This window comes from Citrobacter sp. U14242, from assembly GCF_046555775.1.
Lineage (GTDB): Bacteria > Pseudomonadota > Gammaproteobacteria > Enterobacterales > Enterobacteriaceae > Citrobacter.
In genome coordinates this window covers 45,384-66,078 of sequence record NZ_JBKGLW010000013.1, presented here as the reverse complement: position 1 = coordinate 66,078, position 20,695 = coordinate 45,384, and the positions used below count along the sequence as shown (strand labels likewise).

Here is a 20,695-nt window from a genome sequence, read left to right as displayed (position 1 = left end):
GCCGGATAAGGCGTTTACGCCGCATCCGGCACTTACGATTCTTGCGTTAACCAAAACCCTTCGCAGCATGTCAGCCACGCCTGAGCGCTGTGCGACAGATACACACCTTCGCGCCAAATCATGCCGAGTTGCCAGCGTAAATCGCTCTCCAGAGGGATCCAGCGTAGCGTCTGTTTATCCAGCCGTTGGCAAATTGGCTCCGGTAAAATGGCGATACCGACCCCGGCTTGCACCATGGCCGCCAGAAAATCCCACTGTCCGCTACGTACCGCGATGCGGGGTTTTACATCGTGCTGGTTAAACAATTCCAGTAACTGACGGCTAAGGGCGAAATCTTCGTTGTAGATAAGCAGTGGGTGTTCCGCCAGCGCCTCGGGGGAAATGGATTCGCAGGTTGTCCACTGGCCCGAGCGCGGGACCAGCACGCAGAGCGGATGACTGAAAAGCGGCAAGGTTGCCAGTCCACTCTCTTCTTCGACCGGAAGTGCCGTCATTGCGACATCCAAATCACCGTTCATTACTGCCTGCTGGACGGTTAAGCCGCCAAACTCTGATACTTTAAGTTCAACGCCGGGATAACGCTGGCGAAACAGGCTGATAGGACCTGCCATCAACATACCGACCATTGGCGGGATACCAAGGCGCAATAGCCCTTTGTTCAGGTGGTTAATGTCGCTAAGTTCGGCTTCAAGCTGGCGAAACTCGGCTAAAATCGCCAGACCGCGCTCAAAAACAACCTGCCCGGTATCGGTCAGCAACAGCCGTCGTCCGTCGCGGATTAACAGCGTGCAGTTCAGCTCGTCTTCAAGGTTCTTCAACATTTTGCTGATGGTGGGTTGGGTGACAAAAAGCTTCTCCGCTGCGCGGGTAAAGCTCTGCTGACGCACCACTTCAACAAAATATCGCAGTGTTCTGATATCCATGATTATTCCTTAAGACTATGCCTGCAATGAGTTTAATTCATTTCAGTCCTGGACGGGCGCTCTCTATACTGGCGCTCTCTATTTTTTAAGGACATACCCTCATGGCTGTGGCGATAAGCCGCGTGACGCCTGCTGTCATTCACCGACTCCAGATACCTGTCCAGGTACTGTTGTACGCAGGTTTATTTGTATTTGCTCAATATCTTGTCTCCTGGCTGCATTTACCGCTTCCCGCCAATCTGGTTGGGATGGTGCTGATGTTGGCGCTGATTGTCTGTCGGATTATCCCGCTGAGCTGGATACGCGCCGGTGCCCGCTGGTTACTGGCTGAAATGCTGTTGTTTTTTGTCCCGGCGGTGGTCGCCGTCGTTAACTATACGCAACTGCTACTGGTTGATGGATGGCGTATTTTTGCCGTTATTGCGATAAGTACGATGATGGTGCTCGGCGCAACGGCATGGGTCGTGGATAAAGTGTATCGCTATGAAATGAGCAGGTTAAACCGTGAGTAACTTCCAGCTAAGCGTGCTGTGTCTGGTGATTACGCTGGGGATTTATTTTGCCAACAAGCGTCTGTATCGCCGTTTTCGCAAATTGCCGCTGATGCCGCTGGTTCTCACTCCCGCGTTACTGGTGCTGATGCTGGTCTTCGGGCATATCTCCTGGCAAAACTATATTGGCGAATCACACTGGCTGCTGTGGCTATTAGGTCCCGCGACCATTGCCTTCGCAGTTCCGGTTTACGATAACCTCGCGGTGATTAAGCGTCACTGGATGTCGTTGACGGCGGGGGTCATCACGGCGACGCTGGTGGCTGTTACCAGTTCCGTATGGTTGGCGCGCCTTTTTATGCTGCCTGATGAGATCCAACGTAGCCTGGCGGTGCGGTCCGTTACTACGCCATTTGCGCTGGCGGCGGCAGAGCCATTGGGCGGTCAGCCGGATCTGGTGGCATTGTTTGTGGTTGTGACTGGTGTATTCGGTATGGCGGTCGGCGATGTGTTGTTTTTACGACTCTCTATCCGCGAAGGTATGGCTAAAGGGGCTGGGTTTGGCGCAGCATCGCACGGTGCAGGTACGGCTCGCTCTTATGAGCTGGGCCAGCAGGAGGGCGTGGTTGCCAGCCTGGTGATGATGCTTTCCGGCGTGGTGATGGTGCTGGTGGCACCACTGGTTGCGAGAGTTATGTTCTGAGGTTTGGCGACATCCTCCGGCCCGAAGGCCGGAGGAAAAGTGAGATTAATGCGCGCGACCTTGCTCCACACCGTACCCGGTCTGGGAACGGATGAACTGAGCACGGAACTGCTCACGCTCACGGTTACCTTCTTCTGAGTTATCCGTGGCAGAGAAGAACCAGATCCCGAGGAATGCTACGCTTATCGAGAACAGCGCCGGATATTCATACGGGAAAATGGCTTTTTCGTGGCCGAGGATTTGTACCCAAATTGTCGGGCCAAGCACCATCAGCACAACGGCTGTCAGCAGACCTAACCAGCCGCCCATCATTGCACCACGCGTGGTCAGTCTTGACCAGTACATGGAAAGCAGAATGATGGGGAAGTTACAGCTTGCCGCGATGGCGAACGCCAGGCCCACCATGAAGGCGATGTTCTGGTTTTCAAACATCACGCCGAGCAGGATGGCAATCACGCCCAACACCAGCACGGTGATTTTTGAAACACGCAGCTCTTCACGCTCGGTTGCGCCTTTACGGAACACGTTGGCGTACAGGTCGTGAGAGACTGCTGAAGCACCCGCCAGCGTCAGGCCAGCGACCACCGCCAGAATGGTGGCAAATGCCACGGCGGAGATAAAGCCGAGGAACAGGTTACCGCCCACCGCGTTAGCCAGATGCACTGCCGCCATGTTGTTACCACCGATCAACGCGCCAGCAGCATCTTTATACGCCGGGTTCGCACCGACCAGCATGATGGCACCAAAGCCGATGATAAAGGTCAGGATGTAGAAATAACCCATAAAACCGGTGGCGTAGAACACACTCTTACGTGCTTCGCGGGCATCGCTGACCGTGAAGAAGCGCATCAGAATATGCGGCAAGCCTGCCGTACCGAACATCAGACCGAGGCCTAACGACAACGCGGATATCGGATCTTTAACCAGCCCGCCAGGACTCATGATTGCGGAGCCTTTCGGGTGTACCGCCATCGCCTCGGTGAACAGATTGTTGAAGCTAAAGCCAACGTGTTTCATGACCATGAAAGCCATAAAGCTGGCGCCGAACAGCAGCAGTACCGCTTTAATGATTTGCACCCAGGTGGTCGCCAACATGCCGCCGAACAGCACGTACATCATCATCAGTACGCCAACCAGCACCACGGCAATGTGATAGTTCAGACCAAACAGCAGTTCAATCAGCTTGCCTGCGCCAACCATCTGCGCGATCAGATACAGCGCGACCACCACCAGCGACCCACATGCTGACAGAATACGGATGGGGCCTTGCTTCAGGCGATAAGAGGCCACGTCGGCAAAGGTGTAGCGACCGAGGTTACGCAGACGTTCGGCAATCAGGAACAGAATGATTGGCCAGCCCACCAGGAAACCGAGCGAGTAAATCAGCCCGTCATAGCCAGAAGTAAAGACCAGCGCGGAAATCCCGAGGAACGAGGCCGCCGACATATAGTCGCCCGCGATCGCTAACCCGTTCTGGAAGCCGGTGATATTACCACCCGCCGTGTAATAGTCATTACGTGAACGCACGCGCTTAGACGCCCAGTAGGTAATGCCAAGTGTGAAAATGACGAAAATCAGGAACATGATAATCGCCTGCCAGTTCGTTGGCTGGCGTTGGACTGCACCGCTAATAGCATCCGCCGCGTTTGCAGCGAAGGGCAGCGTGGCGGCAAGCGCCGTCAGGACTCTCTTCATGATGCTTTAACCTCGTGCAGAACCGCGTTATTAAGACGGTCGAATTCACCGTTTGCCCGCCAGATATAGATCCCGGTCAGGATGAAGGAGATAAGGATCACGCCGACCCCAATCGGTATACCCCGGGTAACGCTGGTGCCCGCATGCAGCGGTGTACCCAGCCAGCCCGGCGCAAAGGCAATCAATAAAATAAAGCTGATATAAACCGCCAGCATGATGATGGACAGAATGGTGGCAAACCGTTGCCGTTTTTCAACTAACTCCCTGAAACGCGCACTGTCTTCTATCCGCTGATAAATAGTGTCATTCATCACAGAGTCTCCAGAGGTCCCCCTGCGTCTTCCGCGCCACAGGTCCGTTGGCCGCACTCGCCCACCCCAGTCACATAGTGAACTATGCTCCTGGAGATGTGCTCGCTTGCCGCCTTCCTGTAACACGAAATCCTTTGGGGGAGGTTTTTATATTTCCCTCCCGGTGAAGAGAGGGTAGGGTCAGATTTGTAGGCCCGATAAGCTGTGTGCCATCGGGTATTTCACGGTTATGGTTATGAAGGCATTGCGATGGCCTGCTTCTCTTCGAGCAGTTTCTCTACCACGCCAGGATCGGCGAGGGTCGAGGTATCGCCCAGATTACTGGTATCGCCCGCCGCGATTTTACGCAGAATGCGGCGCATGATTTTGCCGGAGCGGGTTTTCGGCAGTGAGTCGGTCCAGTGCAGCACGTCTGGCGTTGCCAGCGGGCCAATTTCTTTTCGTACCCAGTTGCGAACTTCGGCGTACAACTCAGGTGACGGCTCTTCGCCGTGATTCAGCGTGACGTAGGCGTAAATGGCCTGGCCTTTAATATTATGCGGAATACCCACCACTGCGGCTTCGGCAATCTTCGGATGCGACACCAGCGCCGACTCGATTTCAGCGGTTCCCAGACGGTGACCGGACACGTTCAGCACGTCGTCCACGCGCCCGGTGATCCAGTAATAACCATCTTCGTCACGGCGTGCGCCGTCGCCGCTGAAGTACATATTTTTGAACGTGGAGAAGTAGGTCTGTTCAAAGCGATCGTGATCGCCAAACAGGGTTCTTGCCTGACCCGGCCAGGAGTCGGTGATCACCAGGTTGCCTTCGGTCGCACCTTCCAGCGGGTTGCCTTCGTTATCGACGATGGCCGGTTGTACGCCAAAGAATGGACGCGTCGCGGAACCGGCTTTCAGCTCGGTTGCACCCGGCAGTGGGGTGATCATGAACCCCCCGGTTTCGGTCTGCCACCAGGTGTCGACGACCGGGCATTTTTCGTTGCCGATCTTTTTCCAGTACCACTCCCATGCTTCCGGGTTAATCGGCTCGCCAACGGAGCCCAAAATGCGCAGTGATGAACGGTTAGTGCCTTCAATCGCCTTATCACCTTCTGCCATCAGGGCGCGAATAGCCGTTGGCGCAGTATAGAGGATTGTGACCTGGTGCTTGTCCACGACCTGTGACATTCGCGCCGGGGTCGGCCAGTTGGGTACGCCTTCAAACATCAGCGTGGTGGCACCGCAGGCCAGCGGGCCGTACAGCAGGTAGCTGTGGCCGGTAACCCAACCCACATCAGCGGTACACCAGTAGATATCGTCCTGATGGTAATCAAACACATACTTAAAGGTCGTTGCCGCGTAAACCAGATATCCACCCGTGGTGTGCAGCACGCCTTTTGGCTTACCGGTTGAACCAGAGGTATACAGGATAAACAGCGGATCTTCCGCGTTCATCTCTGCCGGCTGATGTTCAGGGCTCGCTTTTTCAATAAGATCGGACCACCACAGATCGCGGCCTTCCTTCCAGTCCGTTTTTCCGCCGGTGCGTTTGAGGACAATGACATGCTCAACCGTCTTCACATTCGGGTTTTTCAGCGCATCATCCACGTTCTTTTTCAGCGGGATACCGCGTCCGGCACGTACGCCTTCATCGGCGGTGATCACCAGGCGTGAATTGGAATCGATAATACGTCCGGCAACGGCTTCTGGTGAGAAACCGCCAAAGATGACCGAATGTACCGCGCCAATACGGGCGCAGGCCAGCATGGCCACCGCGGCTTCCGGGACCATTGGCATATAAATAGCCACGACATCGCCTTTTTTAATCCCCAAATCCAGAAGGGTATTAGCAAAACGGCAGACATCGCGATGCAGTTCGCGATAGGTAATGTTTTTACTCTGGGTAGCATCATCGCCTTCCCAGATAATGGCGGTGCGATCGCCGTTTTCCTGTAGGTGGCGATCAAGACAGTTTGCTGCCAGATTCAGCGTGCCGTCTTCGTACCATTTAATGGATACGTTACCAGGGGCAAAAGAGGTGTTCTTTACCTGGCTGTACGGCTTGATCCAATCAAGAATTTTTCCCTGCTCGCCCCAAAATGTGTCGGGATCGGTAATGGACTGTTGGTATTTCGCTTCGTACTGCTCCGGGTTTATCAGGCAACGGTCCGCAATATTTGCGGGAATAGCGTGTTTGTGTATTTGGCTCATGGCTTTTGTTCTCCTTGTAGGATGTTAATAATATGTCGCACAAACGTTAAATGTAGGGGCTTTGCGAGTTTTGTTTAGTATTTGGGCGACAGATCACGCAATAACCGAATTGTGCAAATTAGCGACAAACTGAATTTTGAAGAGAACTAGCAAAAATTGATTAAACCTCGCGATAACATGCGGTTATATAGAGAGTTTTGAAAAGGTGATCTGTGTCGGGTATAGACAAAAGAGTGAGGGATTAGAGGGGATGAATAACTCTAAAGTGGTATTTTACATACACTTACAATTGATTAAAAACAACATTTCTTGTGGGGTTTCTTGTTACAAATAGGGTGGAGCAATGTCATGACAGTATTGTGTGGTTGCTGTTATGGAAAACAATAAAAGAACCGCCATTGCAGATAATGGCGACATCTGGATGAGACCCCTATGGCAAGGACAAAATCACGCGTACGCCGTTTCTTCAGCCTGATATTACCATTTTTATTTATTACTGCCGTTCACGCTGAGCAAACCTCTGTACCCGCAAAGACCGTCACCGTTGAAGCGAAGAATGAAACCTTCGCCCCTCAGCATCCTGATCAATACCTCTCCTGGAAAGCCACGTCTGAACAGTCAGCCCGTGAAGATGCGCTGGCAGAAGACCCTCGTCTGGTGATCCTGTGGGCGGGATATCCTTTCTCCCGCGATTACAACAAACCGCGTGGACACGCGTATGCGGTGACCGATGTGCGTGAAACGTTACGTACCGGTGCGCCAAAAACGGCTGAAGATGGTCCGTTGCCGATGGCCTGCTGGAGCTGTAAAAGCCCGGACGTCGCGCGTCTGATCCAGAAAGACGGTGAAGATGGGTACTTCCACGGTAAATGGGCGCGTGGCGGCCCGGAAATTGTTAACAACCTCGGCTGTGCTGACTGCCATAACACGGCATCAGCAGATTTCGCGAAAGGGAAGCCGGAACTGACGCTGTCGCGTCCTTATGCCGAGCGTGCGATGGAAACCATCGGCAAACCGTTTGAAAAAGCTAGCCGCTTTGATCAGCAATCCATGGTTTGCGGTCAGTGCCACGTAGAGTACTACTTCGACGGTAAGAATAAAGCCGTTAAGTTCCCATGGGATGACGGTATGAAAGTCGAGAACATGGAGAAATATTACGATGCTATCGCGTTCTCCGACTGGACGAACTCTCTGTCTAAAACCCCAATGCTGAAAGCGCAGCACCCGGAGTATGAAACCTGGAGTGCAGGTATTCACGGTAAGAACAACGTGACCTGTATCGATTGTCACATGCCGAAAGTGCAGAACGCAGAAGGCAAAATCTACACCGATCATAAGATTGGTAACCCGTTCGACAACTTCCCACAGACTTGCGCCAACTGCCACACCCAGGACAAAGCGTCCTTGCAAAAAGTGGTTGCTGAGCGTAAGCAAGCGATTCATGACCTGAAAATCAAAGTTGAAGATCAACTGGTACATGCGCACTTCGAAGCGAAGGCTGCGTGGGATGCGGGTGCGACGGAAGCGGAAATGAAGCCGATTCTGGAAGACATTCGCCACGCACAATGGCGCTGGGATCTGTCGATTGCTTCTCATGGTATCCATATGCACGCACCGGAAGAAGGTCTGCGCATGCTGGGGAGCGCGATGGATAAAGCCGCTGATGCGCGTACCAAACTGGTCCGTCTGCTGGCGACCAAAGGCATCACGCATGAAATCCCGCTGCCGGATATCTCGACCAAAGAGAAAGCCCAGCAGGCAATTGGTCTGAACATGCAGCAAATCAACGCTGAGAAGCAGGACTTCATCAAAACGGTGATTCCGCAATGGGAAGATCAGGCGCGTAAAAACGGTCTGTTAAGCCAATAACCCCATTCCGCCTCGCAAGGGGCGGATAACTCAACGGAGTGAATATGAGCGTATTACGTTCGTTATTAACTGCTGGGGTGCTGGCGTCAGGTCTGTTCTGGAGCCTGAGCGGGATAACCGCCACGCCAACACCGCAGGAGTCAGATCAACGCTGGACGGTCACCCAACAGCGTAACCCGGATGCGGCGTGCCTCGATTGTCACAAGCCGGATACCGAAGGTATGCATGGTAAACATGCAGAAGTCATCAACCCCAATAATAAACTGCCGGTTACCTGCACCAACTGTCACGGCCAGCCATCTCCAAACCACCGTGAAGGGGTGAAGGATGTGATGCGCTTTAACGAGCCGATGTACAACGTGGAGCAGCAGAACAGCGTCTGTATGTCCTGTCACCTGCCTGAGCAGTTGCAAAAAGCGTTCTGGCCGCACGATGTTCACGTGACGAAAGTAGCGTGCGCCAGCTGTCACTCACTGCATTCGAAGCAAGACACGATGCAGACGCTAAGCGATAAAGGACGGATCAAGATTTGCGTCGATTGCCACAGCGATCAGCGTAACAATCCAAACTTTAACCCGGCGTCGATTCCCTTGCTTAAGGAGCATCCATGAGTTGCTCTCGTCGCCAGTTTATCACCGGCGTCGGCGCGCTGGTGGCTGTTAGCGGGACGGCGGGACGCGTCGTAGCGAAGACGTTAAACATTAATGGCGTGCGTTACGGCATGGTACATGATGAGTCATTATGCATCGGCTGTACCGCGTGCATGGATGCCTGTCGGGAAGTTAACAGCGTACCGGAAGGCGTCTCGCGTCTGACGATCATTCGCAGTGAACCGCTGGGGACGTTTCCCGATGTGAAGTATCGTTTCTTCCGTCACTCGTGCCAGCACTGCGATCACGCGCCCTGTGTTGACGTCTGTCCGACGGGGGCATCGTATCGCGATGCCGCCAGCGGCATTGTGGATGTGAACCCGGATTTGTGCGTCGGTTGCCAGTATTGCATCGCCGCCTGTCCTTATCGCGTGCGCTTTATTCATCCGGTCAGCAAGACGGCGGATAAATGCGATTTTTGCCGCAAAACCAACCTGAAAGCGGGCAAGCAGCCCGCCTGCGTGGAGTCATGTCCGACGAAAGCGCTGACGTTTGGTAATCTGGACGACCCCAACAGCGAAATCTCGCGGTTGTTGCACCAGAAAAATACCTACCGTTACAAGCTGGCGCTGGGCACGAAACCGAAGGTCTACCGCGTTCCCTTTAAATATGGGGAGGTGAGCCAATGACACCCGCTTCTGCATTTCATTTTGAATCACTGGTGTGGGACTGGCCCATTGCCATCTATCTGTTTCTGATAGGCATATCTGCCGGGCTGGTGACGCTGTCGGTATTGTTACGACGGCTGCACCCGGAAGCGGGCGGTGCTGACAGCACGTTGCTGCGCACCACGCTGGTACTGGGACCGGGAGCCATTATTCTTGGTCTGCTGATCCTGGTATTCCACCTGACGCGTCCATGGACTTTCTGGAAACTGATGTTCCACTACAGCTTCACCTCGGTGATGTCGATGGGGGTCATGCTGTTTCAGTTGTACATGGTGGTGCTGGTGCTGTGGTTGGCAAAAATCTTTGAAAAAGAGGTGATTGCCCTGCAACAGCGGTTCGTGCCGCGACTGACGATCGTGCAAAAACTCCTGACGCTAATCACGCCGTTCCATCGGTTGCTTGAAACGGTGATGCTGGTGCTGGCGGTTCTGCTCGGGGCCTACACCGGATTCCTGCTGTCGGCGTTGAAATCCTACCCGTTCCTGAATAACCCGATCCTGCCGGTGCTGTTCCTGTTCTCCGGGATATCCTCTGGTGCGGCGGTGGCGCTGATCGCTATGGCGCTGCGCCATCGCAGTAACCCGCATAGCACCGAGGCGCACTTTGTCCACCGTATGGAAACGCCGGTGGTGTGGCTGGAAATCTTCCTGCTGGCGGCGTTCTTTGTCGGGCTGGCGCTGGGTGATGACGGCAAGATGCGCGCGCTGGCGGCGGCACTGGGCGGCGGGTTCTGGACCTGGTGGTTCTGGCTGGGTGTTGCCGGGCTTGGGTTGTTCCTGCCGATGCTGCTGAAACCGTGGGCTAATCGTAGCTCAACGTTTCATGGCGTACTGGCGGTATGTGGTGCCAGCCTGACTGGCGTGCTGCTGCTGCGTTTCTTTATTTTGTATGCAGGACAGCTAACCGTTGTGTAAGGTGATATCTGGACGTCTTCCTTCCTGAAGCCGGTTTTCTGGCTCTGTTGTTAAGTCTCGGGGTCAACGTGTTGACCCCGCTTGCCGCGTTGGTGGGGCTCCGCCGGCGCTGGCAGGGTGTGATGCAGCTGGCCTGCGTGGGAACGTGGACGCAATTTACGCTACAGCTGATCGCCTTTGCCATTCTGGTCTTCTGTTTTATGACCAGTGACTTCTCCGTTGTTTACGTGGCTCAGCACAGCTACAGCCTGTTGCCGTGGGGATTAAAGCTGGCGGCGGTATGGGGCGGTCATGAAGGATCGCTGCTGTTGTGGGTGCTGTTTCTTTCCGCCTGGAGTGCGCTGTTCGCTTTACGTTATCGACGTGAGCCGGATGCACTGTTCCCGCTGACGCTCAGCGTCCTGTCAATGATGTTGGCCTTACTGCTGCTGTTCGTGGTGGTGTGGTCCGATCCGTTTGTGCGTATCTTCCCGCCAGCTATTGAAGGGCGCGACCTGAACCCGATGCTGCAACACCTGGGGCTGATCCTGCATCCCCCGCTGCTGTATCTGGGCTACGGTGGTCTGATGGTGGCGGCTGGGGTGGCGCTGGCTTCGTTGTTGCGTGGCGGGTTTAACGCACAGACCGCCTGGGTGTGCTGGCGTTGGGCGCTGCCCGGCTGGTGCGCCCTGACGCTGGGAATTATCCTTGGTTCCTGGTGGGCGTACTGCGAACTGGGCTGGGGCGGCTGGTGGTTCTGGGACCCGGTAGAAAACGCCTCCTTATTACCCTGGCTGTCCGCCAGCGCGCTACTGCATAGCCTGTATGTCTCGCGCCAGCGTGGGCTCTTCCGTCACTGGTCGCTGCTGCTGGCAATCGTCACGCTGATTTTATCGCTGCTGGGTACGCTGATTGTGCGTTCCGGCATCCTGGTGTCTGTGCATGCTTTCGCGCTGGATAACGTCCGTGCCGCGCCGCTGTTTGCGCTGTTTACCGTGTTAAGTCTGGCGTCGCTCGGGCTGTACGCCTGGCGGGCACAGGATGGTCGCCAGACTGCGCGTTTCGGCGGCTGGTCGCGCGAGATGTTAATTCTGGTTGCGTTACTGCTTTTTTGCGCGGTGCTACTGATCGTACTGATCGGCACGCTATATCCCATGATTTACGGTCTGTTTGGCTGGGGGCGACTTTCGGTTGGCGCGCCGTACTTTAACCGTGCCACATTGCCGTTTGGGTTATTGATGCTGGCGGTCATCGTTATCGCAACCATCAGAAGTTGGAAAGGATCGCTACGAAGCCAGATTCCGGCCCTGTTAGCGCATAGTGGGGTACTGGTTTTCGCGGCGGGGATCGTATTTTCCAGCGGCAGCCGCCAGGAGATTAGCCTGAATCTGAGTCCGGGCCAGCAGGTTGAGCTGGCTGGTTATCTCTTCCGTTTTGAGCGCCTCGATCTGGAAGCAAAAGGAAATTACACCAGTGAAAAAGCACTGATTACGCTGTGGCAGGATGAGAAACGTATTGGCAGTCTTCAACCCGAACGACGCTTCTATGCCGCGCGCCGCCAGCAAATGATGGAGCCGGGTATTCGCTGGAACCTGCTGCATGACTGGTATGCGGTCATGGGCGAAAAAACCGGGCAGGACCGTTATGCGATGCGCCTGTACGTGCAAAGCGGTGTGCGCTGGATTTGGGGAGGAGGACTGCTGATGGTGCTCGGCGCACTGCTCAGTGGTTGGCGGGGGAGGACGCGCGATGCGTAGTATCTGCGGTTTTATCATCCTGTTTTTCATCACTTTCTCGACGCATGCCCAGGTTGTGGACACCTGGCGCTTTGATAACCCGCAACAGCAGGAAAAAGCCCTGTCTATTGCCAGCCAACTGCGGTGTCCGCAGTGCCAAAACCAAAACTTACTGGAATCCAATGCGCCGGTGGCGGTCAGTATGCGTCATCAGGTTTACAGCATGGTTGAAGAGGGTAAAAACGAAGCAGAGATCACTGCCTGGATGACCGCGCGTTACGGTGATTTCGTTCGTTATAACCCCCCTCTGAATGAGCAAACGCTGCTGCTATGGGCGCTACCGTGCGTGTTATTGCTGCTGGTGGGCGTGGCGATTTGGCGGGTGATATCGCACCAGCGTACCGAGGAGGACGAGCGATGAGTCAGTCTGAACGTGCCGTGACACCGTTCCGCCCGATGCCAGTGAAACGGCTGGCCGCAGCGGCTGTACTGATGGTTACTGCCTGCATTGGGGCTTATCTGATGACGCCAAAATGGCAGGCTGTCCGCCAGGAGCAAACACGACTGGCCGATCCATTACATGCGTTCTCTGATGAAAATGTTCAGGAAAAACAGCTGCTTTCGCTGCAAGCAAAAATTCGCGCTAATCCGCAAGACAGCACACAATGGGCGCAACTGGGGGAATATTATCTTTGGCAAAATGCGTATCACAATGCACTGCTGGCCTATGAGCAGGCGCTGCGTTTTCGGGGGGAAAACGCCGAAATCTACTCGGCGTTGGCGACGGTATTGTATTACCAGGCCGGGCAGCATATGACGCCGCAAACGCGCGAAATGATCGATAAATCCCTGGCGATGGACGGCAACGAAGTCACCGCGCTGATGCTGCTGGCTTCCGATGCGTTTATGCAGGCTGATTACATACAGGCGATTTCAATGTGGCAAAAAGTAATGGATTTAAACTCGCCAAGGGTGAATCGTGCGCAGTTGATCGACTCCATTAATATGGCGAAGTTGTTGCAGAATCGGCAAAAATAAATTTGTTTTTTTTGTGATTTGCATCATTTTGCCTGTTTAAAAAACAGGCAGTTGAACAAGTGGACAAAAAAAACTCATGGTAGAACTTCTTCATTTTTTATCAAATAAAAATTCTTTTATAACAAAAAGTTATTCATGATTACCGACATAAACTCGCGTTTTTATGCATAATTTCAGCTAAACCCCCTGTTCTGAAAGGCTTGCGCGAGATAGCGTGCAAATGATAATGATAATAAGCGTTAAAAAACTCTATAAACGAACGCAACACAAATCATACCCTTTCAGTATGTACTGTTCTTGCATTTTTATATGCGGAATAGCGCTCCATCGAGGAAGTCCGTTGTTATGAAAAATTTGAAAGTCAGCCTGGCATGGCAGATCTTAATCGCCATGGTGCTGGGCATTTTGCTAGGGAGTTACCTGCACTACCATAGTGACAGCCGCGAATGGCTGGTGTTAAACCTGTTGCAACCGGCGGGTGATATCTTTATCCACCTGATTAAAATGATCGTCGTGCCCATTGTGATTTCCACGCTGATTGTGGGTATCGCCGGGGTGGGGGATGCAAAACAGCTGGGCCGTATTGGCGCTAAAACCATTATCTATTTCGAAGTGATCACCACCGTGGCGATTATCCTCGGTATTACGCTGGCGAACGTATTCCAGCCAGGTACCGGCGTTGATATGTCGCAGCTGGCGACCGTGGATATTTCGAAATATCAAAGCACAACGGCAGAAGTGCAGAGTCATGCACATGGCCTGATGGGCACAATTTTGTCACTGGTGCCGACCAACATCGTTGCGTCAATGGCGAAAGGCGACATGCTGCCAATTATCTTCTTCTCGGTGCTGTTCGGTTTAGGTCTGTCTTCTCTGCCTGCCACGCACCGTGAACCGCTGGTGACTGTGTTCCGCTCTATCTCCGAAACCATGTTTAAAGTGACCCACATGGTCATGCGTTATGCGCCGGTCGGTGTCTTTGCGCTGATCGCCGTCACGGTCGCAAACTTTGGCTTTGCCTCCTTGTGGCCGCTGGCGAAGCTGGTGCTGTTGGTGCATTTTGCCATCCTGTTCTTTGCCCTGGTGGTGCTGGGTATCGTGGCGCGTGTCTGTGGTCTGAGTATCTGGATCCTGATTCGTATCCTGAAAGATGAGCTGATTCTGGCGTATTCAACCGCCAGCTCTGAGAGCGTGCTGCCGCGTATTATTGAGAAGATGGAGGCCTATGGCGCACCGGCATCAATCACCAGTTTTGTGGTGCCGACCGGGTATTCATTCAACCTGGATGGTTCGACGCTGTACCAGAGTATCGCGGCTATCTTTATTGCCCAGCTGTACGGTATTGACCTGTCATTGTGGCAGGAAATCGTGCTGGTACTGACGCTGATGGTAACCTCGAAAGGGATTGCAGGCGTGCCGGGCGTATCGTTTGTGGTGCTGCTGGCGACGCTGGGCAGTGTGGGGATCCCGTTGGAAGGTCTGGCATTTATCGCCGGTGTTGACCGTATCCTCGATATGGCACGTACCGCGCTGAACGTGGTGGGTAACGCGCTGGCGGTGCTGGTGATTGCCAAGTGGGAACACAAGTTTGACCGTAAGAAAGCGCTGGCTTATGAGCGCGACGTGCTGGGCAAATTTGAAAAGACCGCTCAGTAACGATTAACAGATTGCCGGGTAAGCGTAGCGCCATCCGGCAATCTGCCAGTACTAGCCATTCGTTAACTTTTCAAACTCCTCGCAGCCGGTATCAAACCCTTCCGTACAGCTCAGATTTAACCAGTGCAGCGCCTTCTGTTTATTCTTCTCAATAAAACCCTGCTCACCGTTTAAGAACATCATCCCGGCCCAGTATTCGGAATACCCGGTGCGAGAAATGGCGGAGCTGCGTTTGAAATACCACGTCGCTTTGTCATCGTCAGCGGGAATGCCTACGCCATTGGCGTAAATCAGCCCGAGCAACATTTGCGCATCGACAGCGGAGTCGTTCTCCAGGTTTTCCGAGGCGTTTTGCAGCAATGTAATCGCTTTGGGGTAATCTGTGCGCCCGGCCTGTGTGTTCACCAGAATTCTTGCCAGCGTAATTTCCCCCGCCTTACTGCCAGCCTGGGTCGCTTTTTCGGCCAGCGTTTTGGCTTGTGGATAATCCAGACTGACCGGGTTGGTTATCTTAATTTGTGCCAGTAAAGCCCAGGCATCCGCATCACCGCTGTCGGCGGCTTTTTGCGCCCAGTATTCGGCTTTGCTCAAATCGCCTGAACTAAACCAGGTATCAGCGAGAAAGTATTGTGCGCGTCGGTCTCCAGATTCGGCTGCCTTCAGAAACTGACTGCCAGGCTCTTCGGCATGAACAAAGCCTGCTATTAGCAACATCAAGGCGAAAAGTCGTTTCATCTTATATTTAGATTTAGAGTAGGGAATGGACAGTATAGAGAGATTATTGGCATAAAAAAACGGCCTCCGAATGGAGGCCGTAGAGACAAGCTTAACCCATTGCGCTTTCGCGCAGGCTGGCTTTCAGCTTGGTGTACTCATCAATCACATACTGTTCGGCAGCACGCTGATCGGCAATGCGTTCAACATTAACGGCACAGTATTTGTACTCCGGCGTTTTGGTAATCGGGCTTAAGTTCTCGGTTACCAGTTCATTACATGCCCCAATCCACCATTGATAGGTCATGTAAATCGCGCCTTTGTTTGGACGATCGCTCACTGCCGCACGGGTGATAACTCTACCTTTACGCGAGTTAACCCACACCAGATCTTCATCCTGAATACCCAGGCGTTCAGCGTCAGCTGTGTTGATCTGGGCATAGCCCGGCTCATCTGCCAACGCTGCCAGTGCCGCACAGTTACCGGTCATAGAACGGCAAGAGTAGTGGCCGACTTCACGCACCGTTGACAGTACCATTGGGTACTCTGGGGTGAGTTTGTCGATTGGCGCTACCCAGTCACAAGTGAAGAACTGCGCCAGGCCGTTCGGGGTGTCGAACTTCTCTTTGAAGAGGTAAGACGTACCCTGGTCGGCATCTGAGGTGTCGCGGCAAGGCCACTGGATATAACCCAGTTCGCCCATCTTCTCGTAAGTGGCACCGTAGAAATCCGGGCACAGATGACGCAACTCGTCCCAGATTTCCTGGGTGTTGTTGTAGTGCATCGGGTAACCCATACGGGTGGCAATTTCACTGATAATCTGCCAGTCCGTTTTCAGATCCCACTTCGGTTCAACAGCTTTAAAGAAGCGCTGGAAGCCACGGTCAGCCGCGGAGAATACACCTTCATGTTCGCCCCATGACGTAGACGGTAAAATAACGTCTGCGGCAGCGGCGGTTTTGGTCATGAAGATATCCTGCACGATGACCAGTTCCAGATCTTCAAAGCCTTTGCGCACTGCGGAGAGTTCAGCATCGGTCTGTAATGGATCTTCACCCATAATGTAGGCCGCACGCACTTCGCCATGGGCCGCACGGTGCGGCAGCTCGCTGATGCGATAGCCGGTATGTGCAGGCAGGCTTTCCACGCCCCAGGCTTTGGCGAATTTCTCGCGGTTAGCCGGATCTTTCACGTACTGATAGCCCGGATAGGTATCCGGCAGCGCCCCCATGTCACATGCGCCCTGAACGTTGTTCTGGCCACGAACCGGGTTAACACCGACGCTTGGCTTACCGAGGTTACCGGTCAGCATTGCGAGGCTGGTCAGTGAGCGCACGGTTTCCACGCCCTGATAGAACTGGGTAACACCCATGCCCCACAGGATGGCTGCGCTTTTCGCCGAAGCATACATACGTGCAGCCTGACGGATATCCTGAGCGCTAACGCCAGTAATATCTTCGACGGACTCCGGCGTGTAGCCTTCGACAATCTTGCTGTACTCTTCGAATCCTTCCGTACGCGAGGCGACGAATGCCTGGTCGTACAGTTTTTCTTCGATGATGACATGACCCATAGCGTTAAGCAGCGCGATATTCGAGCCGTTTCTCAACGCGATGTGCATGTCGGCAATACGCGCAGTTTCAATTTTGCGCGGATCGCAGACGATAATTTTCGCCCCGTTGCGTTTAGCGTTGATCACGTGATTCGCCACGATAGGGTGGGAATCCGCCGGGTTATACCCGAAGATGAACACTAAATCTGTGTTATCAATTTCATTGATAGCATTACTCATTGCGCCGTTACCGACCGATTGGTGCAGACCTGCAACCGAAGGGCCGTGTCAGACGCGAGCGCAGCAGTCAACGTTATTGGTACCAATAACGGCGCGCGCGAATTTTTGCATTACATAGTTGGTTTCGTTACCCGTACCGCGAGATGAACCGGTCGTCTGAATGGCGTCCGGGCCATACTTCGCTTTGATGGCGCTCAGGCGATCGGCGACGTAATTAAGCGCTTCATCCCAGGAAACGGATTCCAGTTTGCCGCCACGCTGGCGACGGATCATTGGGGTTTTCAGACGAGGGGTCAGGATCTGGGTATCATTGATAAAATCCCAGCCATAGTAGCCCTTCAGACACAGGGTACCCTGGTTGGTTTTCCCCTGCGCCGCTTCAGCCCGGACGATTTTGCCGTTATCGACCACCAGGTTGATTTTGCAACCTGATGCGCAATATGGGCAAACCGTGACGACTTTTTTCATCGGTCTCGCTCCAGTTAATCAAATCGCGCATACGCGCTTGTCGCTTTCGTTATGCATCTTTTATGCCATGTTTTTATCAGGGACATTCGCCGATAATACGGGCGAATTTTGCGCAAAACCCTGACGAAAAACAGGCTGTCGTCATATTTGACGTGACGAATCTTCAATACGTGACGCCCCGGCAGTGTGACCGCGGTTATGTTTCCCACATGTCCTTGTGCCTTATCGCTGTCACTCTGTGCAGAATCAATCACACTCATTTAAGTTGGCCAGAAATGGGGAGGAACGATGAAGCCAGCCATACTGGTTGTGGATGATGACGAGGCAATCTGCACATTGCTCCAGGATGTGCTGAGTGAACACGTCTTTGCGGTGACTGCCTGTCATACCGGACAGGATGCGCTGCGTTGCATTGATACTCAGCCGGATATCGCGCTGGTATTGCTGGACATGATGTTGCCCGATATTAATGGCCTGATGGTGCTTCAGCAGGTGCAAAAAATAAGGCCGGGATTACCGGTGGTGATGCTGACAGGGTTAGGTAGCGAATCGGATGTGGTCGTGGGGCTGGAAATGGGGGCGGATGATTATATCGGCAAACCGTTCAATGCGCGGGTACTGGTGGCGCGGGTAAAAGCCGTGCTCAGGCGTGTCGGTGTTTTAACACCCGAAAGCAGCGGTCCACACACCACGGGGTTATCCTTTAATGGCTGGCATCTGGACACCGCAGGTTGTCAGTTACGTAATCCTCAGCAGTTGAAGGTGGACCTGACGCAGGGCGAATACAGTCTGCTGCTGGCGCTGGCACAGAACGCCCGTCGGGTGCTGAGTCGCGAACAACTGTTAGAACTCACGCGCAGTGACAGCGTTGAGGTGTTTGACCGCACTATTGATGTGTTAATCATGCGGCTACGGCGAAAGATAGAGGCTAACCCGCATCAGCCGATGTTGATTAAAACCCTGCGCGGGCTGGGTTATGTTTTTGCCGCCGACGTGCAGCATCACGATAAGGCGGCGTAATCAGGCATCAGTCATTGCGGTTTTTAACTCTGCCAGCGTTTTGGCGCCGTCAATCGCGTTGGCGCACAGCAAACTGGCCCGTGCGCAGGCGTGCGCCAGTCTCACGCTATCCGTCAGTGACCAGCGTTCGTGGCAGCCATACAGAAAACCGGCGCAAAACGCATCCCCCGCGCCGACACTGCCGACGATCTCTTCCTGGGCCAGTAATTGTGAGGGTATCCAGGTGCCAGCCTGATCAGGAGCTTCACCCCATGCGCCTTCCGGACAGTGGATCACCACCCGCTGGCGCACGCCTGCGTCCAGGAGTTCACGGGCGGCTGTCGCGATGTGCAGAATATGCAACTCGCCGTTGGGCTGGCGGATCTCCAGTCCGCTGAATTCCCCGGCCTCCAGTTCATTGATCACCAGATAGTCGAGATGGCGCAGCGCTGGCATCACCAGTGGCTGGTAGCGTGGATCGCCTTTGCGTGAGACCAGATCCAGCGATGTTTCAAAGCCGTTGTCGCGCATTTGCGCCAGCAGCCGTGCGCTACGAGTGCCAAATTCCACATCCGGCATATCCAGACTATCGAGCAGCAGCAGATAGCCGAGATGGAAGATTTTCATCGAGGTATCCAGCAGCTCAAACGCAGGCAGATCGAGTAGCCGATTGGCGCCCGGTGAGTGAAAAAAGGTGCGCTGGCCGCTGGGATCGGTCATCACCTGCGACATCGACGTGGGGGCTGATGTCGTACGCTGAACATGCTGGCGATTAACGTGATACTGTTCCAGCATCGCCATGATGTAGTCGCCATCGCTGTCCTTGCCAATTAAGCCTACTGCCTGCAACGGTAGCCCGGTGTGCATTTTTGCCAGCGTGAGCAACACGTTCAGCGGAGCCCCCCCTGTTGCACGTTCGCTACGGGTGATCTCCGCCAGCCAGCCGCGTTCTGGCCACTGCACAATCTGATGTACATGATCGACCAGCATATTTCCTGCGGCGATAATGCCTTTACGTTCCATCAGATCTGCCCCGCGCTACCAAAAATACGCATCTGTTCAGAAACGGTATCGGTAATGGCTTCCTCAATACTCAGCAGCAGTTCGGCGAATTCGTCGTACAGCGGCTGGCGATTCGCCATACGCGACTCTACCGCAGCCAGTGCCGCCTGCGACATACCGGTGTAGAAGTTGATTTTGTGAATGCCAAGCTCGATTGCCCGACGGAAATCGTCGTCGCTAATGCCGGAGCCGCCGTGTAGCACCAGCGGGATCGCTGCCTGCTGACGAATGGCGTCCAGACGCGGGAAGTCGAGTTTGGGGTCGCCTTTGTATTTGCCGTGTGCATTGCCAATAGCAACAGCCAGCGCATCAATACCGGTTCTGTCGACGAAGTCCCGTGCCAGCATGGGGTCGGTAAACAATGATTCATCAGCATGACCGTACAACGCGCCGCCTTCATCGCCACCCACCGCGCCGAGCTCAGCTTCCACCGATACACCCACCGCATGACACATCTTCACGACTTCGCGGGTTTGACGGATATTTTCTTCGTATTCCAGCGTGGAACCATCAAACATGACCGAACTGAAGCCTAAGCGCAGCGCCCGAACCACTGACTCAAAGTGCAGACCGTGATCAAGGTTTAGCACCACCGGAATGTCATGCCTGGCGGCTTCGAACTTGACCGCTTCGACAAGGGAATCCAGCGAGATATATTTAAAATGCACTTCGGCAATGTTGATAATGAAAGGCGAACGTTCCTGTTTTGCGGCAGCAAACAGCGCACGCAGGAAGTGTGAGTCCAGTACGTTAAATGCCCCTAAGGCATAGCGGTGCTCGCGGGCATGGGCAAGCCCATCGGCGAGGGAAATTAACGGCATAATACGCTCCTTGG

The 20,695-nt window shown here is 54.0% G+C and carries 18 protein-coding genes and 1 pseudogene; 11 read left to right on the top strand and 8 right to left on the bottom strand.

What is annotated here, in order from left to right; all coding sequences use genetic code 11:
• Positions 1-32 precede the first annotated feature (32 nt).
• Positions 33-923 carry a LysR family transcriptional regulator gene (locus ACLJXE_RS20205; RefSeq protein WP_271440967.1) on the bottom strand — a complete coding sequence of 297 codons (891 nt, stop codon included), beginning with the start codon at positions 921-923 and terminating at the stop codon, positions 33-35.
• Positions 924-1,024: 101 nt separating this feature from the next.
• On the opposite strand from ACLJXE_RS20205, the gene ACLJXE_RS20200 reads away from it, so the two are divergent.
• A complete protein-coding gene (locus ACLJXE_RS20200; protein WP_410751830.1) occupies positions 1,025-1,435 on the top strand; it encodes a CidA/LrgA family protein in 411 nt (136 codons plus the stop codon).
• A complete protein-coding gene (locus ACLJXE_RS20195; RefSeq protein WP_137381170.1) occupies positions 1,428-2,117 on the top strand; it encodes an LrgB family protein in 690 nt (229 codons plus the stop codon). Before ACLJXE_RS20200 ends, ACLJXE_RS20195 begins: the two co-directional genes overlap by 8 nt.
• A 45-nt stretch (positions 2,118-2,162) precedes the next feature.
• Here ACLJXE_RS20195 and actP read toward each other — a convergent pair whose 3' ends face one another.
• The 3 genes from actP to acs all read right to left on the bottom strand — a co-directional run bounded on the left by actP (position 2,163) and on the right by acs (position 6,315).
• Positions 2,163-3,812, bottom strand: a complete 1,650-nt coding sequence (actP, locus tag ACLJXE_RS20190) for a cation/acetate symporter ActP (RefSeq protein ID WP_286627899.1) — start codon at positions 3,810-3,812, stop codon at positions 2,163-2,165.
• Positions 3,809-4,123 (bottom strand): DUF485 domain-containing protein, encoded by a 315-nt coding sequence (locus ACLJXE_RS20185; RefSeq protein ID WP_260862247.1) that lies wholly within the window; start codon positions 4,121-4,123, stop codon positions 3,809-3,811. The genes actP and ACLJXE_RS20185 overlap by 4 nt, the downstream gene beginning before the upstream one ends.
• A 233-nt stretch (positions 4,124-4,356) precedes the next feature.
• The gene (acs, locus tag ACLJXE_RS20180; RefSeq protein ID WP_286627900.1) at positions 4,357-6,315 is read right to left on the bottom strand and encodes an acetate--CoA ligase; all 1,959 of its coding nucleotides are present in this window, start codon (positions 6,313-6,315) and stop codon (positions 4,357-4,359) included.
• A gap of 432 nt (positions 6,316-6,747) precedes the next feature.
• Between acs and nrfA the strand changes: the two genes are divergently transcribed.
• The 8 genes and pseudogenes from nrfA (at position 6,748) to gltP (ending at position 14,825) form a co-directional block, all read left to right on the top strand.
• The gene (gene nrfA / locus ACLJXE_RS20175) at positions 6,748-8,184 is read left to right on the top strand and encodes an ammonia-forming nitrite reductase cytochrome c552 subunit (protein ID WP_410751829.1); all 1,437 of its coding nucleotides are present in this window, start codon (positions 6,748-6,750) and stop codon (positions 8,182-8,184) included.
• A 44-nt stretch (positions 8,185-8,228) separates the two neighbouring features.
• The gene (gene nrfB, locus ACLJXE_RS20170) at positions 8,229-8,795 is read left to right on the top strand and encodes a cytochrome c nitrite reductase pentaheme subunit (protein WP_410751828.1); all 567 of its coding nucleotides are present in this window, start codon (positions 8,229-8,231) and stop codon (positions 8,793-8,795) included.
• Positions 8,792-9,463, top strand: a complete 672-nt coding sequence (nrfC, locus tag ACLJXE_RS20165; RefSeq protein ID WP_202037163.1) for a cytochrome c nitrite reductase Fe-S protein — start codon at positions 8,792-8,794, stop codon at positions 9,461-9,463. Before nrfB ends, nrfC begins: the two co-directional genes overlap by 4 nt.
• Positions 9,460-10,416: a cytochrome c nitrite reductase subunit NrfD gene (gene nrfD / locus ACLJXE_RS20160; RefSeq protein WP_410751827.1), complete on the top strand. Its 957-nt coding sequence runs from the start codon at positions 9,460-9,462 to the stop codon at positions 10,414-10,416. The genes nrfC and nrfD overlap by 4 nt, the downstream gene beginning before the upstream one ends.
• An 8-nt stretch (positions 10,417-10,424) precedes the next feature.
• On the top strand, positions 10,425-12,152 hold the full coding sequence (locus tag ACLJXE_RS20155) for a heme lyase CcmF/NrfE family subunit (protein WP_410751873.1): 1,728 nt from the start codon (positions 10,425-10,427) through the stop codon (positions 12,150-12,152).
• A gap of 25 nt (positions 12,153-12,177) precedes the next feature.
• A pseudogene (gene nrfF / locus ACLJXE_RS20150) lies at positions 12,178-12,552 on the top strand (heme lyase NrfEFG subunit NrfF); the annotation flags it as partial.
• The gene (nrfG, locus tag ACLJXE_RS20145) at positions 12,549-13,169 is read left to right on the top strand and encodes a heme lyase NrfEFG subunit NrfG (protein ID WP_410751826.1); all 621 of its coding nucleotides are present in this window, start codon (positions 12,549-12,551) and stop codon (positions 13,167-13,169) included. The pseudogene nrfF and the gene nrfG, both read left to right, overlap by 4 nt.
• A gap of 345 nt (positions 13,170-13,514) precedes the next feature.
• The gene (gene gltP, locus ACLJXE_RS20140) at positions 13,515-14,825 is read left to right on the top strand and encodes a glutamate/aspartate:proton symporter GltP (RefSeq protein WP_286627905.1); all 1,311 of its coding nucleotides are present in this window, start codon (positions 13,515-13,517) and stop codon (positions 14,823-14,825) included.
• 51 nt (positions 14,826-14,876) lie between these two features.
• Here the strand turns inward: gltP and yjcO are convergent, their stop codons facing one another.
• Positions 14,877-15,560, bottom strand: a complete 684-nt coding sequence (gene yjcO, locus ACLJXE_RS20135; protein WP_410751825.1) for a Sel1 family TPR-like repeat protein YjcO — start codon at positions 15,558-15,560, stop codon at positions 14,877-14,879.
• Between the two features lie 91 nt (positions 15,561-15,651).
• Complete coding sequence (gene fdhF / locus ACLJXE_RS20130; protein WP_286627907.1) at positions 15,652-17,799, bottom strand: formate dehydrogenase subunit alpha; 2,148 nt, start codon at positions 17,797-17,799, stop codon at positions 15,652-15,654.
• A gap of 288 nt (positions 17,800-18,087) precedes the next feature.
• Here fdhF and ACLJXE_RS20125 point away from each other — a divergent pair, with 288 nt between their 5' ends.
• Complete coding sequence (locus ACLJXE_RS20125; RefSeq protein ID WP_410751824.1) at positions 18,088-18,819, top strand: response regulator; 732 nt, start codon at positions 18,088-18,090, stop codon at positions 18,817-18,819.
• Here ACLJXE_RS20125 and ACLJXE_RS20120 read toward each other — a convergent pair whose 3' ends face one another.
• Both ACLJXE_RS20120 and ACLJXE_RS20115 read right to left on the bottom strand, forming a co-directional pair.
• A complete protein-coding gene (locus ACLJXE_RS20120; RefSeq protein WP_410751872.1) occupies positions 18,820-19,824 on the bottom strand; it encodes a carbohydrate kinase family protein in 1,005 nt (334 codons plus the stop codon).
• Positions 19,821-20,681, bottom strand: a complete 861-nt coding sequence (locus ACLJXE_RS20115; protein ID WP_410751823.1) for a ketose 1,6-bisphosphate aldolase — start codon at positions 20,679-20,681, stop codon at positions 19,821-19,823. Before ACLJXE_RS20115 ends, ACLJXE_RS20120 begins: the two co-directional genes overlap by 4 nt.
• Positions 20,682-20,695 lie beyond the last annotated feature (14 nt).